Origin of the sequence: Streptomyces sp. NPDC057682 (assembly GCF_042799575.1) — a bacterium.
Taxonomy (GTDB): Bacteria; Actinomycetota; Actinomycetes; order Streptomycetales; family Streptomycetaceae; genus Streptomyces.
This window is the reverse complement of record NZ_JBHVIN010000018.1, coordinates 1-24150: the sequence shown is the minus strand read 5'-3', so window position 1 is coordinate 24150 and position 24150 is coordinate 1. Positions and strand designations below refer to the sequence as shown.

The 24150-nt window shown below is 73.0% G+C and carries 19 protein-coding genes and 1 pseudogene; 10 read left to right on the top strand and 10 right to left on the bottom strand.

Going from position 1 to position 24150, the window contains the following annotated elements; translation table 11 throughout:
* Window positions 1-47 precede the first annotated feature (47 nt).
* From ACFVDM_RS29180 to ACFVDM_RS29155, 6 genes are all read right to left on the bottom strand, one after another.
* The gene (locus tag ACFVDM_RS29180; protein WP_383646732.1) at window positions 48-1745 is read right to left on the bottom strand and encodes a (2,3-dihydroxybenzoyl)adenylate synthase; all 1698 of its coding nucleotides are present in this window, start codon (window positions 1743-1745) and stop codon (window positions 48-50) included.
* A complete protein-coding gene (locus ACFVDM_RS29175; RefSeq protein ID WP_383646729.1) occupies window positions 1726-3816 on the bottom strand; it encodes an acetate--CoA ligase family protein in 2091 nt (696 codons plus the stop codon). Before ACFVDM_RS29175 ends, ACFVDM_RS29180 begins: the two co-directional genes overlap by 20 nt.
* Window positions 3813-5402, bottom strand: coding sequence for an FAD-dependent monooxygenase (locus ACFVDM_RS29170; protein WP_383646725.1), 1590 nt, complete (start codon window positions 5400-5402; stop codon window positions 3813-3815). Before ACFVDM_RS29170 ends, ACFVDM_RS29175 begins: the two co-directional genes overlap by 4 nt.
* A gap of 133 nt (window positions 5403-5535) precedes the next feature.
* Window positions 5536-7290 carry an FAD-dependent oxidoreductase gene (locus ACFVDM_RS29165; protein ID WP_383646722.1) on the bottom strand — a complete coding sequence of 585 codons (1755 nt, stop codon included), beginning with the start codon at window positions 7288-7290 and terminating at the stop codon, window positions 5536-5538.
* Between the two features lie 72 nt (window positions 7291-7362).
* On the bottom strand, window positions 7363-8205 hold the full coding sequence (locus ACFVDM_RS29160) for an alpha/beta fold hydrolase (protein ID WP_383646719.1): 843 nt from the start codon (window positions 8203-8205) through the stop codon (window positions 7363-7365).
* Window positions 8205-9146, bottom strand: a complete 942-nt coding sequence (locus tag ACFVDM_RS29155; protein ID WP_383646716.1) for a VOC family protein — start codon at window positions 9144-9146, stop codon at window positions 8205-8207. The genes ACFVDM_RS29160 and ACFVDM_RS29155 overlap by 1 nt, the downstream gene beginning before the upstream one ends.
* Window positions 9147-9410: 264 nt before the next feature.
* On the opposite strand from ACFVDM_RS29155, the gene ACFVDM_RS29150 reads away from it, so the two are divergent.
* From ACFVDM_RS29150 to ACFVDM_RS29140, 3 genes are all read left to right on the top strand, one after another.
* Entirely contained in the window at window positions 9411-10076 is a 666-nt protein-coding gene (locus tag ACFVDM_RS29150; protein ID WP_383646713.1) for a TetR/AcrR family transcriptional regulator, read from the top strand.
* 277 nt (window positions 10077-10353) lie between these two features.
* Window positions 10354-12213, top strand: coding sequence for a PQQ-binding-like beta-propeller repeat protein (locus tag ACFVDM_RS29145; RefSeq protein WP_383646711.1), 1860 nt, complete (start codon window positions 10354-10356; stop codon window positions 12211-12213).
* Between the two features lie 68 nt (window positions 12214-12281).
* Entirely contained in the window at window positions 12282-14213 is a 1932-nt protein-coding gene (locus tag ACFVDM_RS29140; protein WP_383646708.1) for a PQQ-binding-like beta-propeller repeat protein, read from the top strand.
* Between the two features lie 71 nt (window positions 14214-14284).
* On the opposite strand, the gene ACFVDM_RS29135 is transcribed toward ACFVDM_RS29140, so the two are convergent.
* Window positions 14285-14731 (bottom strand): hypothetical protein, encoded by a 447-nt coding sequence (locus ACFVDM_RS29135; RefSeq protein ID WP_383646705.1) that lies wholly within the window; start codon window positions 14729-14731, stop codon window positions 14285-14287.
* A gap of 212 nt (window positions 14732-14943) precedes the next feature.
* On the opposite strand from ACFVDM_RS29135, the gene ACFVDM_RS29130 reads away from it, so the two are divergent.
* The 4 genes from ACFVDM_RS29130 to galK all read left to right on the top strand — a co-directional run bounded on the left by ACFVDM_RS29130 (window position 14944) and on the right by galK (window position 18966).
* Complete coding sequence (locus ACFVDM_RS29130) at window positions 14944-15639, top strand: LuxR C-terminal-related transcriptional regulator (RefSeq protein ID WP_383646702.1); 696 nt, start codon at window positions 14944-14946, stop codon at window positions 15637-15639.
* Between the two features lie 143 nt (window positions 15640-15782).
* Window positions 15783-16826 carry a galactose-1-phosphate uridylyltransferase gene (gene galT / locus ACFVDM_RS29125; RefSeq protein ID WP_383646699.1) on the top strand — a complete coding sequence of 348 codons (1044 nt, stop codon included), beginning with the start codon at window positions 15783-15785 and terminating at the stop codon, window positions 16824-16826.
* Window positions 16823-17803: a UDP-glucose 4-epimerase GalE gene (gene galE, locus ACFVDM_RS29120; protein WP_383646696.1), complete on the top strand. Its 981-nt coding sequence runs from the start codon at window positions 16823-16825 to the stop codon at window positions 17801-17803. The genes galT and galE overlap by 4 nt, the downstream gene beginning before the upstream one ends.
* The gene (gene galK, locus ACFVDM_RS29115; protein WP_383646693.1) at window positions 17800-18966 is read left to right on the top strand and encodes a galactokinase; all 1167 of its coding nucleotides are present in this window, start codon (window positions 17800-17802) and stop codon (window positions 18964-18966) included. The genes galE and galK overlap by 4 nt, the downstream gene beginning before the upstream one ends.
* Before the next feature lie 23 nt (window positions 18967-18989).
* Here galK and ACFVDM_RS29110 read toward each other — a convergent pair.
* Window positions 18990-19427: pseudogene (locus ACFVDM_RS29110) on the bottom strand (GNAT family N-acetyltransferase); the annotation flags it as partial.
* 268 nt (window positions 19428-19695) lie between these two features.
* Here ACFVDM_RS29110 and ACFVDM_RS29105 point away from each other — a divergent pair.
* Complete coding sequence (locus ACFVDM_RS29105; RefSeq protein WP_383646690.1) at window positions 19696-20499, top strand: LuxR C-terminal-related transcriptional regulator; 804 nt, start codon at window positions 19696-19698, stop codon at window positions 20497-20499.
* Here the strand turns inward: ACFVDM_RS29105 and ACFVDM_RS29100 are convergent.
* Entirely contained in the window at window positions 20458-20955 is a 498-nt protein-coding gene (locus ACFVDM_RS29100; RefSeq protein WP_383646687.1) for a MarR family winged helix-turn-helix transcriptional regulator, read from the bottom strand. The two genes, ACFVDM_RS29105 and ACFVDM_RS29100, sit on opposite strands and share 42 nt — an antisense overlap.
* Window positions 20956-21102: 147 nt before the next feature.
* On the opposite strand from ACFVDM_RS29100, the gene ACFVDM_RS29095 reads away from it, so the two are divergent.
* Window positions 21103-21897 carry a trans-aconitate 2-methyltransferase gene (locus ACFVDM_RS29095; protein WP_383646682.1) on the top strand — a complete coding sequence of 265 codons (795 nt, stop codon included), beginning with the start codon at window positions 21103-21105 and terminating at the stop codon, window positions 21895-21897.
* Entirely contained in the window at window positions 21898-22281 is a 384-nt protein-coding gene (locus ACFVDM_RS29090; RefSeq protein WP_383646679.1) for a VOC family protein, read from the top strand.
* Window positions 22282-22315: 34 nt separating this feature from the next.
* On the opposite strand, the gene ACFVDM_RS29085 is transcribed toward ACFVDM_RS29090, so the two are convergent.
* Window positions 22316-24085: an FG-GAP repeat domain-containing protein gene (locus ACFVDM_RS29085; RefSeq protein WP_383647556.1), complete on the bottom strand. Its 1770-nt coding sequence runs from the start codon at window positions 24083-24085 to the stop codon at window positions 22316-22318.
* Window positions 24086-24150 lie beyond the last annotated feature (65 nt).

Genomic DNA, 24150 nt, shown 5'->3' with positions numbered 1-24150 from the left:
GCGGGTCCCGGTCACGGCCGTCCGGCGGTGGTCCGTCCTGCGGTGGTTCAGACGGATCCCGCCTCCAGGAGGGCGGCGACGTCCGCGCGCAGCGCCTTCTTGTCGATCTTGCCCACCTTGGTCAGCGGCAGCGCCTCGACCAGCACCAGACGCTCGGGCAGCTTGAACCGGGCCACCCCGGTCGCCTCCATCACCCCGCGCGCCTCGTACAGGGTGACCGTCGTGCCGGGGCGCGCCACGACGTACAGGCAGACCCGTTCGCCGAGGTCGCGGTCGGGCATCGCGACGGCCGCGACCTGGCTGACGGCCGGCAGCTGGTAGACGAGGTTCTCGACCTCCTCGGCGGAGATCTTCTCGCCGCCCCGGTTGATCATGTCCTTGTCGCGGCCCTCCACGACGAGGTTGCCCTCCGGGGTGCGGCGGCAGATGTCGCCGGAGCGGTACCAGCCGTCCTCCGTGAAGGCGCGGGCGTTCTGCTCGGCCGCCCGGTAGTAGCCGCGCGGGGTGTACGGGCCGCGGGTGAGGAGCGAGCCCGGCTCGCCCTCGGGGACGTCCCGGTCCCACTCGTCGACCAGCCGCACCTCGTCGGCGGGGCAGACGGGCCGCCCCTGCGTGGTGCACACGACGTCCTCGGGGTCGTCGAGCCGGGTGACGTTCAGCAGCCCCTCCGCCATGCCGAACACCTGCTGGAGCGTGGCCGTCAGGACCGGGCCGACCTTGCGGGCCAGCTCGTCCGCGAGCCGGGCGCCGCCCGCCTGCAGGACCCGCAGGCTCGCCAGCTGCCCGGCACCGTGCTCGGCGGCGTGCTCCAGCCAGCGCCCGGCGACGGCCGGGACGACCGCGGTGTGCGTGACGCCCTCGGCCGCGACGGTCGCGAAGGCCCGCACCGGCTCCGGGGACGGCAGCGTGACGACCCGGCCGCCGCTCAGCAGGGTGCCGAGGATGCCGGGGCAGGCCAGCGGGAAGTTGTGCCCGGCGGGCAGGCTGACGAGGTAGACGCTCTCCTCGCCGAGCGCGGCGGCCTCCGCGCTGACCCGCGCGTTGTAGGCGTAGTCGTCGTGCGTACGGGCGATGAGCTTGGGCAGCCCCGTCGTCCCGCCGGACAGCAGGAACAGTGCCACGTCCCGCGACCGCGGGGCGCGGGCGTCCAGCAGGGCGCGGACCGCCGCCGGATCGGCGGGCGGCGCGCACAGGGCCCGCAGATCGACGCTGCCGGGAGCGATCGCGTCGCCCGCGACCAGCACCCGCCAGCCGGCACCGGTCGCGGCCCGGACCTCGTCCGCCAGCTCGTGGCCGAGCGCCTGGTGGTCGAAGTCCCGCATCCGGTCCGGCAGCGCGATCGCCACGGCCTCCGCGTGCACGGCCAGATAGCGCAGTTCGGCACGGCGGTGCGCGGGCAGCGCCATCACGGGCACGATGCCCGCGCGCAGACAGGCCAGGGTCAGGACGACGAACTCCCAGCCGTTGCCGAGCTGGACGACGATCCGGTCACCGGCCTCGATGCCCAGGTCCAGCAGGCGTACGGCGGCGGCGTCGGCCCGGTCGGCCAGCTCGGCGCGGGTCAGGCGGAGTCCGGCGCCGCCCAGGGCCACCGGGTCGGTGAGGGCCGGGGCGCCGGGCGCCCGGTCGGCCGCCTCGCGCAGCAGGGTGCCGAGCGGGACGCCCGCCCAGTAGCCCTCGGCGGCATAGCGCGCGGCCTCGGCCGCGGGCCAGGGCACGGTGTGCTCAGCGATGGGGGTGGGCATGGTCGGCCTCCCTGGTGATGACGACGGCGTCGAGTGCGACCAGACCCCCGTGGGTCAGGCGCAGGGGGTTGACCTCGATCTCTTCGAGGCCGGGGTGGGCGACCAGCAGGTCACCGAGGGCGGCGGCGATCCGGCCCAGCTCCCGGGGGTCCAGGACCGGGCCGCCCCGCCAGCCGTCGAGCAGCGCCCGTCCGGCCAGATCCGCCGGCATGGCCTCGGCCACCGCCGGTGCGAGCGGCGCCGTGCGGACGGTGACGTCGGCCAGGGCCTCGGCCGTCGTACCGCCCAGTCCGAGCAGCACGACCGGACCGAAGACCGGATCGCGGCGCGCCCCGAGGACGAGATCGACCCCGGGGGGTGCCATCGACTCCACGAGGAAGCGGCGGGCACCCGCCTCCTCCAGCCGGTCCAGGGCCGCGTCGAGGGCGGCCGGGGAGCCGACACCCAGGTGCACGCCGCCGATCTCGGTCTTGTGCAGGACGGCGGCGTCCAGCAGCTTGACCGCCACCGGACCGCCCAGCGCGGCCAGCGCGGCATGGGCCCCGGCCCGGTCCGCGCAGACCCGGCGGGCCGTCGTCGTCACCCCGAGGCGGTCGAGGATCCCCTTCGCCTCGTCCTCGTCGAAGGCGGCACCCGCCTCGACGACGAGTCCGGGGGCGCCACCCGCCGGCGTGTCCGTACGGGCGTCCGTGCCGGCGGAGTGGCGGGCGCGGGCGTCGGCCAGCAGGGCGGCCGTCGCGGCGGCCACCCCGTGCGGATCGGCCGCCACGGCGATCCCCGCGTCCAGCAGGGAGCGCCGGGCCCCGGCCACCTCCTCGCCGCTCCCGCCGAGCCCGACCACCAGCGGGACCCCCGGTACGGCGCCCTCGCGGGCGGCCGCCACCAGGTCCACGGCGTCGGGTTCGTGCAGGGCGTAGGCCGCGACGGCGTCGACGCCAGGGTCGGCGGCGACCGCACCGAGCACCCGGCCGAGCTCGGGCCCGGGGCGGCCGGTGTCGACGGGGTTGAGCTGATACGTCAGCGGCGGCAGCAGCGTGGCCAGGGCCGCGGTGGTCGCCCCGTCCAGCTCCGGGACCCGGGCGCGGCGGCCCCGCAGGTCGTCCAGGAGCAGCAGCCCCGGACCGGCCTGCGCGGTCACCACACCGACACCGGGATCGGCGGCGGGCCGGGCCCGGGTGACGGAGAGCGCGCCCACCGCGTCGACCAGTTCCCGCGCGTCGGAGACGACCACGGCGCCGGCCTGGGCCAGCGCGGCCCGTGTGGTGCGCCAGGACGTGGCGAGCGCCCCGGTGTGCGAGGCGGCGAAGGCACTGACGTCGTGCTCGCCGACGACCAGGGCGACCACCGGACGGCGGGCCGCGAGCCGGCGCACGGCGGCGGCCAGCCGGGGGCCGTCGGCGACGGACTCCACATGGAGGGCGACGGCCCCGGTGTGCGGGTCGTCGGCCAGGTGGTCCAGGACGTCCGGGGCGGTGATGTCCACCCCGTTGCCGAGCCCCACGGCCAGGCTGACGCCGTGGCCCGCCTCGGCCAGCAGGAACGCCAGGGCGTGGTTGACGCCGCCGCTGGCCGCGACCACCGCGACCCGGCCCGCCCGGACCCGGGCCACGCCCGGGACGAAGCTGGCGGTCAGCCCGGTGTGCGGGGCGAGGAAGCCGCTGGTGTTCGGGCCCAGCAGCCGGATGCCGGTGGCCGCGACGGTCTCGGCCAGCCGTCGCTGGTACGCGACACCGGGGCCGCCCGCCTCGGCGAAGCCGCCGCCGCAGATCACCGCGGCACCGGCCCCGGCGGCGGCCGCGTCGGCCAGCACGTCCGGGCAGGCCGGCGCGGGTACGCAGATCATCGCCAGGTCCACCGGCCCGTCCTGGGCCGCCGCGCGCACCGAGCCGTACATGCCCGTGTCACGGTCGTTGACCAGGGCCAGACGTCCGCCGCGCGCCGCGAACCCCTCCAGCGAACGGGCCATCGCGGCACCCAGCTTGCCGGGCTTGCGCGAGGCGCCCACGACCGCGATCCCGCGCGGCGCGAAGAGGGCGCCGAGCCCCCGGGCGGAGGCGGGTGCGCCGGTCATCCGGGCACCCCCACGAGGTCGGCGCGGCCGGAGAGCACCGTGGTCAGCGCCCGGTCGCGGTCGGGCTCCGGGTCGATCAGGAGCGCGGGAAGACCCTCCGCCATCCGGGCCTGCTCGCAGACCAGGACCCGGGTCAGCGGGGTGCCGCCGTGCACCGCGACCAGGACCGGTCCACCGGCCCCGGACCCGGCCAGCGCGGCGAGCCGGGCGAGGACACCGGGCAGCCCGGCCTCCGAGTCGGGCGCGGTGAGCAGGGCGCCCCACGGGCCGGGCACCGGCTCGGCGGACAGGGAGAGTTCACCCACGCCGCGTACGGCGGTCGGGGTGCCGTCCGCGCTGCGCACGATGTCCACCAGCCGGCCCGGTGCCTGCCAGCCGGAGCCGTGGAACGGGGTCTCCAGGGGCTCGGCGCCGTGCGCGCGCGTCCACCCGAGGTGCCCGCCCGCCACGAACTCCGGGGCGCGGCGGGCGAGCCGGGCGTCGGAGATGCTGCGGGTGAGGAAGTGGTAGGCGAACTGCCACGGTTCGAACGTGTCGTGGTAGCGGCCGAAGTGCTCCCACCAGGAGAGGCTGGGCCGCGCCGAGTCCTGGATGCGGCGGACCGAGGGCTGCGCCGCCTCCTCGTACGCGGACAGGGCGGCCGGCAGATCGCCCGGGTGGGCGGAGAGTGCCGCGGCGAGCGCGACGGCGTCCTCCATGGCCATCTTCGTGCCGGAGCCCACCGAGAAGTGCGCGGTGTGCACGGCGTCGCCGAGCAGGACCACGGGCCGGGGGGACGTGGTGTGCCAGCGCCGGGTGCGCCGGGTGCGGAAGTTGCCCCACCGGGAGTTGTTGGTCAGCAGCTTCCCGCCGCCGATGTGGTCGGCGAACAGCTTCTCCAGGTACTCCTTGGACCGCAGGTCGCTGGGGCCCGGGGGCTGGGTCACGTCGAAGGCGTCGAGCCCGGCGCGCCGCCAGGAGGCCTCGTCCGTCTCGACGATGAAGGTCGACACGGTGTCGGAGACCGGGTAGCCGTGCACCGCGAACACGCCGTCCGGGCCGCGTTCGTGGATGAAGGTGAGGCCGTCGAAGAGGTGGTCGGTGCCGAACCAGATGAACTTGGCGGCGGCGGTCTCCACCTCGGTCCCCAGGTCCGCGCCCCGCTCGGCCTCCAGCTGCTCGCGGATCCTCGAGCCGGTGCCGTCGGCCGCCACGACCAGGTCGTAGCCGGTCAGGTCGTCGAGCGTGACCTCGGTGGAGAAGCGCAGGTCGACACCGACGTCCCGGGCCCGGTCCTGCATCAGCAGCAGCAGGGTGCGCCGGGCGACGGCGGCCATGCCGTTGCCGCCGCAGCGGATCCGTTCGCCCTTGAGCCGGACCTCGATCTCGTCCCAGTGCCGGCCGTGGTCGGTCAGCGCCCGGCGCAGCACCGGGTCGGCCTCGTGGATCGCGGCGAGGGTGCGGTCGGAGAAGACGACGCCGAAGCCGAAGGTGTCGTCGGCGCGGTTGCGTTCGAAGACGGTGACCTCGGCCGACGGGTCCGCCTGCCGGACCAGCGTGGCGAGGAACAGCCCGCCGGGGCCGCCCCCCGCGACTGCGATGCGCATCAGGTGCTCCTTGGTTCTGTGGGGGTGCCGTGCGGTACGCGCGACGGGGTACGGCACGAAGGTGCGCGGCCGGGCCGGGCGCGGAGACGGTGTCCGGAGGTGGACGACTGCTCCGCGCCCGGCGGCTTCGGCCTCAGCCGGTCCGCAGGACCGACCGCAGGGCGTCCAGCAGCGCACCGGCCGGGTCCTCGCCCCGGCCGGCCGAGCGCCAGCCCACGATGTGGTCGGGCCGGACCAGCAGCGCGCCGTCCTCCGCCAGACCGGACACCCCGGCCCAGTCGCCGTACCGGTCCTCGTAGTCGCAGCCGTGGCCGATGGAGACCACGTCGATCTCCACCCCGGTCGCGGCGGCGGCCTTCGCGGCGGCCTCGCGCCAGTCCGCGCCGAGCACCCCGGTGAGCAGGGTGAACCGGCCGTGGCCGCAGAGGTCGATGACGGGGACCTTGCGCTGGCCGTCGAGCAGCCAGGCGTGCGGGAGGTGGCGTCCGGGATAGGTGGTCGGGAAGTAGTGGATCTCCTCGTCCCGCGGCGCCACCGGTGCCTCGCCGTCGGGGACCAGCGCACCGGAGGTGTAGTTCTGGTTGGTCTCCACCCCGTGGGTGTTGAAGCAGAGCAGGGTGTCGCGCACGGCCGTGTCGAAGGCGGCCCGGCGTCCGGCGCCCTCGGCGGTGGGCGCCCGCAGGGTGTCGAGCGCGGCGTCCAGCTGCTCCTTGCCCGCGGCGGGCGGCAGGTGCAGGGCCTGGAACAGCGGCGGCATCAGGGCGTTGCTGGCGGTGGCCCGCTCCACGATCTGCCGGGCCACGGGCAGCCGTTCGTCGCGGTAGGTCTCCAGCAGGCCGGGGCCGGCCTGGCCGCGCAGGACCAGGGCGAGCTTCCAGCACAGGTTGAAGGAGTCCTGGATGGAGGTGTTGGACCCCAGTCCGTTCATCGGGGAGTGCCGGTGGACGGCGTCGCCGACGCAGAAGACCCGGCCCTCCTGGTTGTCGGTGGCGTAGACGTGGTTGACCGCCCAGGTGGAGACCGACTCGACCTTCACGGGGACGGTGTCGTCGCCGATGAGCTGGTGGGCGATGGCCTCGCCGAACTCGTGGGTCAGCTCGGGGGCGCCCTGCTCCACGTCGTAGCCCCAGACGGCGATCCACTTGTTCCAGGGGCGCACCACGCGCAGCACACCGATGCCGTTGCCGTCGTGGCCGATGCCGGGCTGGATGAACCAGTACATGTCGCCGGGCCGGTGTGCGACCAGGTGCGACAGGTCCGCCTCGAAGACGATGTTGATGGAGCCGCCGAGCCCCATCTCGCCCTCCAGCGGGATGCCGAGCTGGGACATGATCCGGGAGTTCCCGCCGTCGGCGCCGATCAGGTACCGGGAGCGGATCTCGTACTCCTCGCCGGTCACCCGGTCGCGGACGGTCGAGGTGACGCCGTCGTCGTCCTGGGTGAAGGAGAGCAGTTCGGTGTTGACCCGGTGGGTGGTGCCGCGGTGCGTGGCGGCGTTGAGGAGCAGGGGCTCCATGCGGTCCTGCGGCAGGTCGCACACGGTGGTCGGGCTGGCCAGGTCGTGCTCGGCCTTGAACAGCGGATGGGTGTACCAGGTCCGCAGCCGCCCCAGTTCCGGGCCGGTGAGGGTGGTGGCCCACACGTGTTCGCCCATCAGGTGCTGGGGGGTGGAGACGCGCTTGGCCTCGTCCTCGACGCCGAGGTCGCGCAGCACCTCCATGGTGCGCTGGTTGGTGATGTGGGCGCGCGGGGTGTTGGCGACCGAACCGTACTTGTTCAGCACGATCGCGCGGACACCGTAGGTGGCGAGGAGGGCTCCGGCCGCGGCTCCGGCCGGACCGGCACCGGAGATGAGGACGTCGGTCTCGACCGTCTTGGCAGTGCTCATCGTTGAGACTCCTGGGGCAAGGGACATGCGGGGGGCCGCCGCCGGGCCGGGGGAACCCGGCGGCGGGAGGGGTCAGTGGTGGGTGACGAAGTCCGTCACCAGGCGGTTGAACTCGTCGGCGTGCTCCAACTGGGCCCAGTGGCCGCAGCGGTTGATCAGGTGCGCGCGCGAGTCGGGGATGTTCGCCGCGAGGAAGAGCGTCGACTCGAAGGAGACGACCCGGTCGTCACGGCCGTGGACCAGGAGGGACGGCGCGGTGATCCCGGAGACGCGGCTCGGGTCGATCCAGATCGGGATCGGGGCCTTCGGCGCCACCGCGGCGATGTTCGCCAGGTGCTCGGGGCGCTTGAGCGCGGCCCGCGAACGCTGCTCGCACAGCTCGGGGGTGGCGAAGCGGGCCGTGTCGTAGACCATGATCTCGACGAGGCGGCGCATGCCCTCGGGGGTCGCGTTGGTGTACGTGTCGTACATGATCTTCAGGCCCTCGGTGGGGCCGCCGCCGGCGCCGAAGAGGAACGGCTTCATCTGGAGCGGGGCGCCCATGGTGACGAGGTGGGAGACGCGCTCGGGCCGTTCGAGGGCGAGCCGCAGCGAGGTGTGGCCGCCCATCGAGTTGCCGACGAACGCGGCCTTCTCGATGCCCAGGACGTCCAGCAGCTGGCAGGCCGCCTCCACATGGTCCAGGGTGCTGAAGTCCACCGCGTCCGAGTCGCCCCAGCCGGGCATGTCGGGGGCGATGACCCGGAAGTGCTTCGACAGGGCCTCGATGTTGGGCGAGTAGTTGCTCCAGCCGGTGGCGCCGGGGCCGCCGCCGTGCAGCAGGACGACGGGGTGGCCCTCGCCGGCCTCGTTGTAGTGGATCCGCCAGTCCTTGGTCTCGACGTACCGCGAGATCTCGTCGGGGTTCAGGGCCATCAGTGATCGCCTCCGGGGGCGTGGTTGGTGAAGGGGGCGCGGCCGAGCAGCTCGTGCACGGCCTCGGGCGAGCGGTGTCCCCAGCTGTGCAGCCGGTCGAGGGTCCGCACCTGCCAGGTCGCGTCGTCGATGAGCAGCCCGCCCCAGCCGTACTCGATGCTGAAACCGGACGGCGTACGGACGTAGAAGCTGAACATGTGGTCGTTGGGGTGCATGCCGAGCGTCATCTCGAAGGGCTGCTCGGCGTCCATGCAGCGGTCGTAGGCCATGCCCACGTCGCGGATGTCCGTGACTTCGAGCATGAAGTGGTGGGTCTTCTTGGCGTGCGGCATGTCGCCGAAGGCGACGCTGTGGTGGCGCGGGTTGCAGTGCAGGAAGATCAGGTCCGCGAAGACGCCCGGGGCCAGCTCCTCGATGATGATGTCGCTGACCCGGAAGCCGAGCAGGCCCTCGTAGAAGGCCATGTACTCCTCGCGCGGCACCCCCTTGGAGAGCAGTACGTGGTGCCCGGCGCCGCCGCTGCCGGTGACGAAGCCGCCCAGCAGGGTGTCGGAGTGGAACGGGGTCTCCGCGTCGGCGAGGCCGGTGACCAGCTCGATGCGGTTGCCCATGGGGTCGGTGACCTGGACCAGGCGGTCGACGCGGCGCGCGGCGGCCAGCTCGGTGCCGCCCTCGGTGACCTCGGTGCCGGCGGCCGTCAGCTCGGCGACGAGCCGGTCGAGCGCCTCCGGGGACTCGACCTCGTAGCCGCTGACCGCCAGGTCGTCGGCGGGTCCCTCGGTGATGATCCAGCGGTGCGCCTTCTCGTCGGTGCGCAGGGTGAAGCCGTCGTCGGTCTTCCGGCCCAGCTGCATGCCGAGCAGCGTCACGCCGAAGTGCTCCCAGTCGGCGAGGTCGCTGACCTCGTACACGACGTAGGCCAGCTCTTTCACTGCGGTCATGAGTGGTCTCCTTCCGAGGCCGAGAGGGTGGGGGTCACCCCTCGGACGAACAGAGGCGGGGGAGTGGGTGCCCGGGAGCGGTAGGGGCCCCGGGGCATGGAGAAGAAGGCTCCGGACCGCGCGGAAGGCGCCCGGAGAAGCATTATTGAACCGATCGTTCAGTCCAATAATCCGTACGTTCACATGCGGAAGGGGGCGCGTCAAGGGTTCGGCCAACTCTTCGCTCTGTGTGACCGGCCGGAGGCCGGCCCGTATGATCGGCGGGTGAGACGCGGATCGAAGGCCCCCAACGGGAACGAGCGCGGGCGACGCTCCAAGGAGGAGATCCTCGACGCGGCGGCCCGGGTCATGGCCGTACGGGGATACGCGGCGGCCACGATCACGGCGATCACGGCCGAGACCGGCATGCCGCGCAGCGCGATCTACCACCACTTCCACTCCAAGGGCGGACTGCTCGCCGCCGTGATGGAGCGGGGCGCCCGCGACTACTTCGGCGCGATGCGCGAGGCCCACGCACAGCCGCCCGAGGGGGGCACGCACCACGAGCGGATGGCGTGGTTCATGGACCGGACGGCGGAGGTCTTCACCGCCAAGCCGGACTTCCTCAGGCTCCACGTCCGGCTCGTCATGAGCGACGAGGCCGCCGACGAGGAGGTCCTGGCGACGAACCGCAGCGTGCGCGCCGAGGGCCGCGCCTATATGAGCGAGATGGTCGCGTCGGCCTTCGCGGACGAGGGCCCCGAGATCGCGCGGGCGGTCGGCGAGGAGCTGTCCGTCTTCGCGATCGCGGCCTTCGACGGCTCCTTCGTCTCCGCCATGGCCGAGGCGGAGTACACCGTCGCCTCCCAGATGGACCGCCTCACCGACGCGATGGTCGCGCTGGGCGAAGCGGCCGTGGCCCGGCACAAGGCGTCGGCCCCGGCGTCCTGAGGACGCTCCCCGCCCGGTCCGCCTGACGGCGATTTAGGCGTAACGAGGGCATCACGGCCCGGTTCTCCCTTGGGAACAGGGGTGGACCGAGCCGGAACGCGTGGTCGGGCGGGTGGTAGAAAGAAGCCCCGCTCGACTGTCGTGACACTGCGGGATCCATGCCCGATTCGCTCCATTTCGCCAGTGATTCAGGGGGTCTTGGCCGGCCCCCGGGACCGCGGTGGGATCGCGGGGGAGTCCGGACCGGGCACCGGACCGCACGAAGGGGGACGCGCTGATGACCCAGCCGCCCAGCCAGCAACCGCCGCAGGGAGGCTTCGGCGCTCCGCAGGAGCCGCCGCAGGGGGTCCCCCAGCCGCCCCAGGGCCCGCCGCAGACGCCGCCGCCTGCCCCGCCGCAGGCTCCGGCCGACCAGCCCGGTTACGGCTACCCCCAGCAGCCCGGCCCCTACGGCCAGCCGCAGCAGCCGGGACCGTACGCGCAGCAGCCCGGCCCGTACGGCCAGCCCCAGCAGCCGGGACCGTACGGCCAGCCGCAGCAGCCCGGTCCGTACGCGCAGCAGCCCGGCCCGTACGGCCAGCCCCCGCAGCCCGGCCCCTACGGCCAGCCGCAGGGCGGCTACGGCTATCCGCAGCAGCAGTACCCCACGGCCCCGGTCCCCGAGGTCCCCGGCGGACGCGGCCCCTTCAAGGGGAAGCCCGCGGTGATCATCGGCGCGGCGGTCGCCGCGCTCGTGGTGATCGGCGGCGGGGTGTTCCTGCTGACCGGCAACGACGACAGCGACGACAAGAAGCCCGTCGCCGGGGGCAGCAGCCGGCCGGCCGGGCCGTCCGCCTCGCCGAGCGTGGACGAGGGCGACGGCGACGGCACCGGCCGCGACGGCGACGACGACCTGAACGCCGGACGCAAGTCCGGTGAGGCGAAGGTCCTCTGGCTCCAGAAGAACGACGTCGACCTGCCGCGCAACGGCGCGGACGTGTACGGCCCGTGGATCGTCGGCGACACCGTCGTCAAGGGCATGTACCGCACGGTCTCCGGCTACGCCGTCTCCGACGGCAAGGAGAAGTGGAAGCTCAAGCTGCCGGCCGACATCTGCTCCGCGCCCCAGCAGACCACCACCGCCGGCAAGATCGTCATCGCGATCAAGAACGGCACCACCTCCAAGGCCGACTGCTCGACGCTCCAGCAGATCGACCTCACCACCGGGAAGGCGGGGTGGAAGAAGGAGGTCAAGAAGAGCGGCCTGTTCGACATGATGTCGGACCTCTCCATGGCCATCACCGGCGACACCGTGACGGCCGGCCGCACCGGCGCCTCCAACGCCTACCGGATCAGCGACGGCAAGGAGCTGTTCGGCAAGCGCAGCGGCACCTGCCAGCCCTTCGCCTTCGCGGGCGGCGCCCGGCTGATCGCCGCGACCAGCTGCCGCACCGACGACGCCGACAACCCGCAGCACGCGATCGAGCGCGTCGACCCCGCCACCGGCAAGCCGCTGTGGACGTACAAGCCCGCCCGCGGCTGGGAGGTCGACAAGGTCTACTCGAACAGCCCGCTCATCGTGTCGCTGACCAAGGGCAGCGGCGACAGCAAGAAGTGGAGCATCGTCGCCCTGCGCGAGAACGGCACGCTCCGCTCGCAGCTGATCGGCGACAAGGGCGACAAGTTCGCCCCCGACTGCGGTGGCGCCTTCACCATCTTCGGCCAGCGCCTCGACGGCTGCACCGGCGTCGCCGCCGACGCCAACACCTTCTACATGGCCACCCAGGACGACACCAGCGGTTCCGGCCGCACCAACCAGGTCGTCGCCTTCAACCTCAACACCGGCAAGTCGAAGTGGAAGGCGAAGGCCCCGGCCGGCCAGACCATGAAGCCGCTGCGGATGGAGGGCGCCGACGTGCTCCTCTACGTGGACGCCGGCTACGGCAAGGGCGGCGGCATCGCCACCCTGGCACCCACCGGCGGCAGCCCGAAGATGCTGCTCCAGCACCCGGAGTCGACGTCCTCGATCGAGAGTTCGTTCTGGGACGAGAAGGTGCTCTACGCGGACGGCCGCTCGTTCATCGCCAGCGGCCGGGTCAGCGCGAGCAACGACAAGGAAGAGCTGGAGACGAAGACCATGATGGCCTTCGGCAAGTAGCCGCCCGCGCCGACCGGTTCGGCCCCCCGACCGATTCCCTCCCGTTTCCCCCGAGGTACGCACACGCCATGACGCAACCGCCCCAGCCGCCGCCCAACGAGCCGTCCCAGGGCGGGTTCGGCGCGCCGCAGGACCCCCCGCCCGGTGGTTTCGGCGCCCCGCAGGACCCGCCGGCCGGAGGCTTCGGCGCGCCCACGCCGCCGCCCGCCGACCCGTTCGGCAAGCAGCCCGCCACCCCGCCGCCGGCGGGCCCGCCGCAGCCGCAGCCCGGCTACGGCACCCCGCCCCCGCCCACCGTCCCCGGCGGCTACGGCACCCCGCCGCCCACCGTCCCCGGCGGTTTCGGCGCCCCGCAGCAGCAGCCCGGCTACGGCTATCCGCCGCAGCAGCCCGGGTCCGGCTACGGCTACCCGCAGCAGGGCCAGGCCCCGCAGCCCGGCTACGGCTTCCCGCCCTCCCCGCCCCAGCAGGGCTACGGCTACCCGACGACGCCGATGCAGCAGCCGCAGCAGCCGCAGCCCGGCTCCGGCGGGCCCAAGAAGTTCTCCACCCAGGCGCAGATCATCGTGGCCGCCGCGGTCGCGGTGGTGCTGATCGTCGGCGGCGGCATCTGGTTCGCCTCCAGTGGCGGTGACGACGACAAGAAGGACGAGGCCAAGACCTCCGCCGGCACCACCGGCGGCGAGAACAAGGGCGGTGACAGCGGCGGCGGCATCGGGGGCGGCGGCAAGGAGAAGGCCCCGGCCAACACCAAGTCCTCGGTCGCCTTCCAGCTCCCGCAGCCCAAGGTCACCGAAGTCACCACCGTCGACGGCTCCTGGATCACCGACAAGGCGTACGTGAAGACGGGCGTCAACGAGGTCGTCGGCTACGACCTCGCCAAGGGCACCAAGCTCTGGTCGATCCCGCTGGACGGCCAGCTCTGCGCCGCCTCCCGGCACATGAGCAAGGACTTCAAGACGGCCATCGCCTTCGAGGAGGGCAAGCGGACCGCCGCGAAGAAGTACCAGAGCTGCACCCAGGTCGGCGCGATCGACCTCAACACCGGCAAGCTCATGTGGAGCAAGAGCGTCACCTCGTCCAACACCGGTGACCGCCCGGTCCGCTTCGACGAGGTCACCCTCAGCGGCTCCACCGTCGCGGCCGGCGGCACCGACGGCGGCGCGGCCTTCGACCTCGCCACCGGCGCCGAGCGCTGGAAGCCGAAGGTCAGCACGGACAACTGCTACGACAAGGGCTACGGCGGCGGCGAGGCCCTGGCCGTGGTCCGCAAGTGCGGTCCGTACGACGACCCGCAGCTCGTCATCCAGGCCCTGAACCCGACGACCGGGGCGCCGCTGTCCTCGTACAAGATGCCCCCCGGCGTCGACTACGCCAGCATCGTCTCCACCAAGCCGCTGGTCGTCGCCGCCGACGTCGGCGAAACCGCCGGTGACGGCAGCGGGATCTCGGACTTCTTCTCCATCGACGCGTCCACCGGCAAGCTGCTCACCCGGATCTCCGCGGACGCCGAGAAGTACGCGGCGCGCTGCGGCTCGACCGAGGTCGAGACCTGCCAGCAGCTGGCCGTCGGCAACAACCGGCTCTACCTGCCCACCGAGGAGCACGAGGGCACGGGCGAGTACGGCAACACCAACGAGATCGTCTCGTTCGACCTGACCACCGGCAAGCCGACCAGTGACCGGGCCGACGCGGGCGAGCGGTACACGATGTTCCCGCTGCGCATGGACGGCGGCAACATCATCGCGTACAAGGTGCCCCCCTACGACAAGGGCGGGCAGGTCGTCTCCATCGACGGCGCCACGTTCAAGCAGACCGTGCTGATGGACAACCCGAGCGACGAGTCCGTCCGGGACGCGGAGACCAGCTTCTCCACGGACTACGCCGAGTACCGCTACACCAACGGGCGGCTGTACATCTCGGAGACGATGATCAGCAAGCCCCGGGAGAGCTCGCTGGGCGACAAGGAGTACCTGGTCGTCGCGTTCGGCACGAGCTGACCGGCGCACACGCGTGAGGGGGTGGAGCCGGCCGGCTCCACCCCCTCACGCGTGTCCGCTGCCGCGGGCCGTCAGCTCGCGCTGCTGTCGTCGAACGGCGGGTACATGATCTTGGAGTTGGTGCAGCCCAGGATCGTCGTCCCCTCCATCTGGCAGAGCTGGATGTACGCGGAGGAGATCCAGCCGCCCGGGTTGGCGTAGGTCGTGTCCGACCACGCGGTGCCGGCCCCGGTGGAGACCCGGTGGATCGGGAAGTAGTGCGTCCCGGCGTCGCCCCGCGTCACCAGCCGCACGCCCACGCCGTGGCCGTCGGCCTTGGTGTCCTTCACGTACAGGTACAGCGGGTTGAGCTGGTACGGGTTGAGACGCCAGTCGGCCTTCACCTCCGCGTAGCCCCAGGTGGTCGACACGGACGCCTCGGTGAACTGCACGGCGGCGGACGCGGATCCGGTGAACGCGGGGCCGGCCAGCGCGAGGCACGCGGCGGCGGCGGTGAGCAGAGTCTTCTTCAGACGCACGATTCTCCTGGAAGGTGGTCGGAATTCAGTCAGCGTGCAGGGTACAACAGCGGGGATTCGGCCATACGGGAACACCAACTCGCTCTGAACGCACAGGAAGTCGCCTGTCTCGGTCGTTCTCCCGGCGAACCGGCCCGCGGCCTCGAACAAGCGTGTAACTTGCCGGGTCTGTAGCGGGCCGGGGGGTCTGACGGCGTGAGGGGGAGTGCCCGATGGGCGTGCGGCTGATGGTGGTCGACGACCACCGACTGCTCGCGGAGGCGCTGGCCTCGGCGCTGAAACTGCGCGGGCACCGGGTGCTCGCCGCCGCCGCGCCCGCCTCGGGCGCGGCCGAGCTGGTGATCAGCAGGTCGCCCGAGGTCTGTCTTTTCGGCACGGCCGCCCCGGCCGAGCCCGGCACCTTCGATCCGGTCGCCCGGATCCGGCAGGCACGGCCGCAGATCGCCGTGGTGGTCCTCGGCCCGGTGCCCAGCCCGCGCGGCATCGCCGCCGCCTTCGCCGCCGGCGCCGCCGGATACGTCCGCCACGACGAGCGCATCGAAGGTGTCGAACGCGCCATGGTCAAGGCCCGCGCCGGCGAGGCCGCGATCGCGCCCCAGCTCCTCCAGGGCGCCTTCGCCGAACTGCTCAACCCGGCGGCGCAGCCCGACGACGAGGGCCGCCAGCTGCTCGGGATGCTCACCCCGCGCGAGGTCGAGGTCCTGGTCCGGGTCGCCGAGGGCGAGGACACCCGGCTGATCGCGGCCGGGATGCGGATCGCGCCGAGCACCGCCCGCACCCATGTGCAGCGGGTGCTGATGAAACTGGGGGTCGGCTCCCGGCTGGAGGCGGCCGCGCTGGCCGCGCGCACCGGACTGCTCGACCGGGCGGTGCGGGAGGCCCCGAGGGGCCCGGACCCCACGGCCTGACCGGCCCCTTCCCTCCGTATTCCCGCCATATCTCCACTCCCCGGCGTACGGCCGTGCCGTACGCCTCCGACGCATGCGCCGCATCATTGACGGGTCTGTTGATTTGTGGTTCATTGTGTTCGGTTCTGTTTGGGAGGAGTCCGGTGAAGAAGACGGTTACGACGCTCGCCGACGGCCGGGAGCTGATCTACTACGACAGCCGCGACGACACCGTCCGCGACGCCGTCGACCGGCGTCCGCTCGACGCCGTCTCGACCTCCTCCGAAGTCCGCCGCGATCCGCTGCTCGGCGACAGCGTCGCCATCGCCTCGCACCGCCAGGGACGCACCTACCACCCGCCGGCCGACGAGTGCCCGCTCTGCCCCTCGTCCGGGGACCGGCTCAGCGAGATCCCGGACACCGGCTACGACGTCGCCGTCTTCGAGAACCGCTTCCCCTCGCTGGCCGGTGACTCCGGCCGCTGCGAGGTCGTCTGCTTCACCTCCGACCACCACGCGTCCTTCGCCGACCTCACCGAGGAGCAGGCCGGTCTGGTCCTGGAGGCCTGGACCGACCGCACCGCCGAGTTCGCCGAGCTCTCGCAGGTCACCCAGGTGTTCTGCTTCGAGAACCGGGGCGCCGAGATCGGCGTCACCCTCGGCCACCCGCACGGCCAGATCTACGGCTACCCCTTCGTCACCCCGCGCACCGAGCTGATGATGCGCTCGGCCGCCGCCCACCGCGCCGAGACCGGCGGCAACCTCTTCGACGACGTGCTCGCCCGCGAGGAGGCCGACGGCTCGCGGATCGTCCTCGCCGCCGAACACTGGGTGGCCTTCGTCCCGTACGCGGCCCACTGGCCGTACGAGGTCCACCTCCACCCCCGCCGCCGCGTCCCCGACCTGCGGTACCTCGACGAGGCGGCCCGCACAGAGTTCCCCCAGGTCTATCTGGAACTCTTGAGGCGATTCGACCGGATCTTCGGCCCCGGCGAGCCGCCCACCCCGTACATCTCCGCCTGGCACCAGGCACCGTTCGGGGTCGAGGGACGGGATGACTTCGGACTCCATCTGGAGCTTTTCACCATCCGACGCACCTCCGGCAAGCTGAAGTTCCTCGCGGGTTCCGAATCCGGCATGAGCGTGTTCATCAACGACGTGCCGCCGGAGACCGCGGCCCAGCGACTGCGAGAGGTAGCGAGCCAGTGAGCAAGACCCCGAAGAAGTACCTGGTGACCGGTGGTGCGGGTTATGTGGGCAGTGTGGTCGCCCAACACCTGCTGGAGGCCGGCCACACCGTCACCGTCCTCGACGACCTCTCCACCGGCTTCCGCGAGGGCGTCCCGGCCGGCGCCGACTTCATCGAGGGCCGCATCCAGGACGCCGCGAAGTGGCTCGACCCCTCCTACGACGGGGTGCTGCACTTCGCCGCGTACTCCCAGGTCGGCGAGTCCGTCACCGACCCGGAGAAGTACTGGGTCAACAACGTCGGCGGCTCCACCGCCCTGCTCGCCGCCATGCGCGACGCCGGGGTGCGCACCCTGGTCTTCTCCTCCACCGCCGCCACCTACGGCGAACCGGTCTCCAGCCCGATCACCGAGACCGACCCCACCGCCCCCACCAGCCCCTACGGCGCCACCAAGCTCGCCGTCGACCACATGATCAGCGGAGAGGCCGCCGCCCACGGCCTGGCCGCCGTCTCCCTGCGCTACTTCAACGTGGCCGGGGCCTACGGCGACTGCGGCGAGCGGCACAGCCCCGAGTCCCATCTGATCCCGCTGGTGCTCCAGGTCGCCCTCGGGCAGCGGGAGTCCATCTCCGTCTACGGCGACGACTACCCGACCCCGGACGGCACCTGCGTCCGCGACTACATCCACGTCGCCGACCTCGCCGAGGCCCATCTGCTGGCCCTCGACGCCGCCGCCCCCGGCGAGCACCTGATCTGCAACCTCGGCAACGGCAACGGCTTCTCGGTCCGCGAGGTCATCGAGACGGTCCGCGAGGTCACCGGCCACCCCGTCCCCGAGACCGCGGCCCCGCGCCGCGGCGGTGACCCGGCCGTCCTCGTCGCCTCCGCCGCCACCGCCAGGGAGCGGCTCGGCTGGCGGCCGTCCCGCGCCGACCTGGCCGGAATCGTCTCCGACGCCTGGACGTTCGCCCGCCGAGAGGAGCCCACCGCACCATGACCGACCACGCTGAGCTGACCGCCTCCTTCACCGAGCTGTACGGGAGCGCGCCCGAGGGGATCTGGGCCGCCCCCGGCCGGGTCAACCTGATCGGCGAGTACACCGACTTCAACGACGGCTTCGTGATGCCGCTCGCCCTCCCGCACACCGCGCGCGCCGCCGTCGCCCGCCGCACCGACGGCGAGCTGCGACTGCACTCGACCGATGTGCCGGGCGGCGTGGTGAGCCTGCGCGTCGACGAACTGGCCCCCGGCCAGGGCCACGGCTGGGCCTCCTACCCGGCCGGGGTCGTCTGGGCGCTGCGCGAGGCCGGGCACGCGGTCACCGGCGCCGACATCCAGCTCTCCTCCACCGTCCCCACCGGCGCCGGGCTCTCCTCGTCCGCCGCCCTCGAAGTGGTGACCGCGCTGGCCCTGAACGACCTCTTCGGTCTCGGCCTGGACCACGCCGAACTGGCGGTCCTGGCCCAGCGCGCGGAGAACGCCTTCGTCGGCGTCCCCTGCGGGGTCATGGACCAGATGGCGTCCGCCTGCTGCACCGAGGGCCACGCCCTGCACCTGGACACCCGCGACCTCGGCCGCCGCCAGATCCCCTTCGACCTGGCCGCCCGGGGGCTGAGCCTCCTGGTCGTCGACACCCGCGTCCAGCACGCGCTGGGCGACGGCGCCTACGCGGAGCGGCGGGCCGGCTGCGAGGAGGGCGCCCGGCTGCTGGGCATACCCACGCTGCGCGACCTCCCGTACGAGGATCTGGACGCGGCGCTCGGCCGGCTCGCCGAAGCGGGCGCGGACGAGTCCGTGGTGCGCTACGTCCGCCACGTGGTCGGCGACAACCAGCGGGTGGAGCAGGTCATCGCCCTGCTGGACGCCGGTGACGTGCGCGCGGCCGGACCGGTCCTCACCGCCGGACACCTCTCGCTCCGCGACGATCTGCGGGTCTCCTGCGCGGAACTGGACCTGGTGGTCGAAACGGCGAACGCGGCCGGTGCGCTCGGCGCCCGGATGACCGGCGGCGGCTTCGGCGGTTCGGCGGTCGTGCTGGTGGAGGAGGACCGGGCCGACACCGTCGCGAAGACCGTCCGGGAGGCCTTCGCCGCCGCGGGCTACGCGGCCCCCGGCATCTTCCCGGCCGTGCCGTCGGCGGGTGCCCGCCGGCTCGTCTGAGCCGACCGGGGGGCCGGCCCGGCCAGCTCCTTGACCAGCGTGAACTCGGTGATGCCGGGCGGGTAGTCCACCACCCGCCCGGCCACCTCGTAGCCCCGGGCCCGGTAGAAGTCCGGGGCCTGGAAGTCCCAGGTCTCCACCCGCGAGCGGACGCAGTCGTGCTCCTCGCGCGCCCGCCGCTCCGCCTCGTCGAGCAGCCGGGAGCCCAGACCGGACGAGCGGTGCGGGGCGTCGACCCAGAGCAGGTCGACATGGAGCCAGTGCGCCCAGACATGACCGGCCAGCCCGGCGGCGATCCGCCCCTGCCCGTCCAGCGCCCAGATCTCCAACGGGACCTCGTGCGCGGCGGGGGTGTCACGCAGCGCGCGGATCCGGGGCGAGCGCGCGGTGTTGTCGTCGCGCAGCCGGCTGTGCAGCAGCCGACGTCGTTCTTTGTCCACTTCTGTCTCAAGACGGAACATGAACCCCACCCTAGGGGCGTCCGGCCGGTCAGTTCTGTGAATTCCCTTCCGCCGCACGCCCCCACCCGTACCCTGATGCTCAGCACCGGTGGGGGCCGGTGCTGATTCAGGGGTACGAGACAGCCGGATACGGCGTCCGGGCGGAGAGCGGTCACACCACACGGCGGCGGCCGTGGACCGCGGACCAGCTCCCCGCTCCGGGCGTCGTATCCGTGCCGGTCCGGCCCCGCCGGGGGGTGGGCCGCGTCGGCGCCCCAGAGCGCACAGCATGGGGGTGCCTGTGGTCCGTATCCGGGTTCTCGTGGTCGACGACCACCGCATTTTCGCCGAATCGCTCGCCGCGGCCCTCGCCGCCGAGCCCGATGTCGACGTGGCCGCGGCCGGCAGCGGCCCGGCCGCCCTGCGCTGTCTGGACCGGGCCGCCGCGGAGGGCCGCTGCTACGACGTCCTCCTCGTCGACGCCGAACTGGGCATCCTGAACCCGCCCGGGGCCACCGGCCCGGTCCCGGTACCCGCCCCCGACAGCGGGGAGAACGGGCCGGTCGACGGCCTCTCCCTGGTGGCCGGGGTCCGCTCGCTGCGGCCCTCGGTGCGCACGGTGGTGCTCGCCGAGAAGGACGACCCGCGCCGGGCGGCGCTCGCCCTCCAGGCCGGTGCCTGCGGCTGGGTCGCCAAGGACAGTTCGCTGCAACGGCTGCTCGCGGTGATCCGGGGGGTGCTGCGCGACGAGACGCATCTGCCGCCCGCCCTGCTCACCGGGGTGCTGCGGGAGCTGATGGCGGACCGCAAGCACCGCACCGAGAGCGAGGCGCTGGTCGAGTCGCTGACCCCGCGCGAGCGCGAGGTGCTGCGCTGCATGGTGGCGGGGCTGGGCCGCAAGGCGGTGGCGGAGCGGCTCTTCCTCTCCCCGCACACGGTGCGTACGCACATGCAGAACGTGCTGGGGAAGCTGGGGGTGCACTCGACGCTGGCCGCGGTGGCGCTGGCCCGGCGGGCCGGGGTCGGCCCGGTCGATCTGGAGCAGGCCCCGCTAGCCGGGGACGTTGTCGAACGGGGCGGTCAACTGGCGTAGCAGCCCGGCCAGTTCGCCACGCTGCCCGCGCGACAGCTCGCCGAGGATGGCCCGCTCCTGGGCGAGCAGCCCGGCCAGCGACTGATCGGCCTTGTCGCGGCCCTCGGCGGTCAGCCGGACCAGGACGCCCCGGCGGTCGTTGGGGTCGGGGAGCCGCTCGACCAGGTTCTTCTTGGTCAGCCGGTCGATACGGTTGGTCATCGTGCCCGAGGTGACCAGGGTCTGGGTGAGCAGCTGGCCGGGGGAGAGCTGGTACGGGGCGCCGGCGCGGCGCAACGACGTGAGGACGTCGAACTCCCACGGTTCGAGCTGGTGCTCGGCGAAGGCGATGCGGCGGGCCCGGTCGAGATGGCGGGCCAGGCGGGAGACGCGGCTGAGGACCTCGAGCGGTTCCACGTCGAGGTCGGGGCGCTCACGGCGCCATGCAGCGACCAGTCGGTCGACCTCGTCCTCCATGTGGATCAGTGTAGTTGGTCTGTCGACATGAAGTCTCTTGAATCCAAGTCTCTTGACCAGAAGTTTCTCAAACCTGAATTCCTTGAGCATGAGTGTCTTGATGGCGAGTCTCTTGACATCGAGATATGTGCGGTCGACCCTGGAGCCATGACCGCACCCCTCTGGGATCCGCAGCAGTACCTGCGCCACGCGGACCACCGCACCCGCCCCTTCCACGATCTGCTCGCCCGCATCCCCCCGCTCCCCGGGAACCCTCCCCGCATCGCCGACCTCGGCTGCGGCGCGGGCAACGTCACCGCCCTGCTCGCCGACCGCTGGCCCACCGCCGGGATCACCGGCTACGACACCTCCCCGCAGATGCTGGAGCGGGCCCGCGCCCACGCCACCGACCGGCTCGACTTCGCCGAGGCCGACGCCGCGACATGGACCCCCGACGAGCCGCACGACCTGATCGTCTCCAACGCCCTGCTCCAGTGGGTCCCCGGCCACGCCGCCCGCTTCCCCGACTGGCTGGCCGCGCTCACCCCCGGCGGCACCCTCGCCCTCCAGGTCCCCGGCAACTTCGACCAGCCCTCGCACGCCCTGATGCGCGACCTCGCCGGCTCCCCGCGCTGGCGCTCCCGCCTCGGCGGAGTGCTCCGCCACGCGGACGCCGTCCTCGAACCGGCCGGCTACCTCGACCGGCTCACCGGCCCCGGCCGCACCGCCGACGTCTGGGAGACCACCTACCTCCACCTGCTGACCGGCCCCGACCCGGTCCTCGACTGGGTGAGGGGCACCGGACTGCGCCCGGTCCTCACCGCCCTGGCCGACGACGAGGACGCCCGGGACGCCTTCCTCGCCGACTACCGCGACCTGCTGCGCACCGCCTACCCGGCGGGCCCGCACGGCACGGTCTTCCCGTTCCGCCGGATCTTCGCCGTCTGCCACCGGGAGAAGTAGATGATCACCGCACTCGACCACGTCCAGCTGGCCGCCCCCGAAGGCTCCGAGGACGCACTGCGCGCGTACTACACGGGCGTCCTCGGCATGACGGAGATCCCCAAGCCGCCGGTTCTGGCGGCCCGGGGCGGCTGCTGGTTCGCGGCCGGACCGGTCCAGCTGCACCTGGGCGTCGAGGCGGACTTCCGCCCGGCCCGCAAGGCCCACCCCGGCCTGCGCGTCACGGACATCGAGGCGTACGCGGCGCGGCTGGCCGAACGCGGCGCCGAGGTCACCTGGGACGGGAACCTGCCCGGCCACCGCCGTTTCTACAGCCACGACCCGGTGGGCAATCGTCTGGAGTTCCTGGAACCGGACGGGGCCCCGGCACCGGAGGACCGGTGACGGGGCCCCGGGGGACCGACGTGTGCGGAAGGCGTCAGTTGAGGACGGAGTACGTGTTCCAGCCGCCGCCGAGCCGGACGGGCTTGGTGAACTGCCCCTGGCCGTTCGAGATGTACAGCCAGAGGCTGCCGTTGCGGTCGACGCCCACCAGGTCGGCCTTGCCGTCGCCGGTGAGGTCACCGGGCGCGGCCAGCTTGGTGTAGGTGTTCCAGCCGCCGCCCACCGGGAACGGCGAGAGGAAGGGGCGGTACTTGTCGCCCGTGCCCCGGTACATCCGGAGCACCCCGTCCTTGTCGCGGGCCAGCACGTCGGTGCGGCCGTCCCCGGTGAAGTCACCGGCGCCGATGAGCACCGTGTACGCGTTCCAGCCGCCGCCGACCCGGATGCGGGACGAGAAGCCGCTGCCGGTGCCGTTGCCCGGGTAGAGGTAGAGCACCCCGCTCTTGTCACGGCCCAGCAGGTCGCCCTTGCCGTCGCCGGTGAGGTCGCCGGGGCCGAGCACGGCCGTGTAGCCGGTCCAGCCGGTGCTGATCCGGGGCGTGGAGTCCGGCGAGTAGCTGTAGTTGTAGATGCCGCCGTCGTACAGCTCCATCAGGTCGACCAGGGCGTTCTCGTTGAGTGAGGAGGCGTAGAAGGGCTTGGCGCCCTTCCAGCCGCCGGTCTCGCTCAGCTGGTCGCGGGCGCTCAGCTTGCCGTTGTTCAGCGACCAGTACGCCCAGAGCGTGCCCTTGGTGTCGAGGCCGATCAGGTCGTTCTTGCCGAAGTCCGGGTTGCCGCCCGCACCGGCGAGGAGCGAGGCCGAGTTCAGCCCCGTGCCGCCGGCCACCCGGGCGGTGAGCTCGCCGGTCGCCGTCGACGTGTACACGTAGACGTCGCCGTTGACCTCGCGCCCGATCAGGTCGCCCCGGCCGTCGCCGTCCAGGTCGTCGGTGCCGATGACCTGGTTGTAGATCTTCCAGCCGTGGCCGACCCGGGGTCCCGTGGCGTCGAACACCCGCTGCGTCGAGCCCGTGCCCGTGTAGAAGTACAGATCGCCGGAGACGGTCCGCCCGTAGAGGTCGGCGATGCCGTCCCCGTTGACGTCGTTCGCCCCGATGAGCTGGTCGTACCTGTCCCAGCCCTTGCCGATGAGGATCCGGGCGGCGAACGGCGAGGTGGCGGTGTTGCCGGTCGCCGGGTAGAGGTACAGCTCGCCCTCGGGGGTGCGGGCCAGCAGGTCGGCGCGGCCGTCGCCGGTGAGGTCACCGGGGGAGAGGACCTTGTTGTAGATCTGCCAGCCCTTGCCGGTCCAGCCGGCGGCGCCGGTGCCCGCGATCGAGGTGCCCGCGCGGAAGGTCAGCGAGCCGTACGGCGACAGGGTCAGCAGGTCCGCGACCCCGTCCCCGTTCTGGTCGCCGACCGGAATGATGTCCTTGAACGCCGAGGGCACCTTGCCGGGGATGTCGAAGGCCCGCTCCGCTGCGCCGCTCGGCGCGACGACCAGGTCGGAGGCGTAGTCCCGGTAGATCAGGTCGGAGCGTCCGTCGCCGTCGAAGTCCGCGCGCGGCTTCACCGCGGCGGCGGCTCCGGACGCCTCCGCGGCGGCGGCCCTGCGGCCGGCGGCGGTGGGCTGCGGCAGGTTCAGCACCGGCCGGGGGGCCGAGGCGGCGGAACGTTCCGTCGCCGTGTGCCGCGGCGACGGTCCGTCGGCCGAGGCCGGGGCGGCCAGCAGCATGCCGGCCGAGAGAACGAGAGCGGTGCAGGCCGCGATCCGGCCCGCGCGCCGGGAGCGCGCGGGACGACGGGCGCTGCCCGTGGACGTCACAGAAGTCAAAGTCCCCCCTGGGGTACGGACCCGTGGGGCCCCGCCGCGCACCCGGTGCGCGGCGG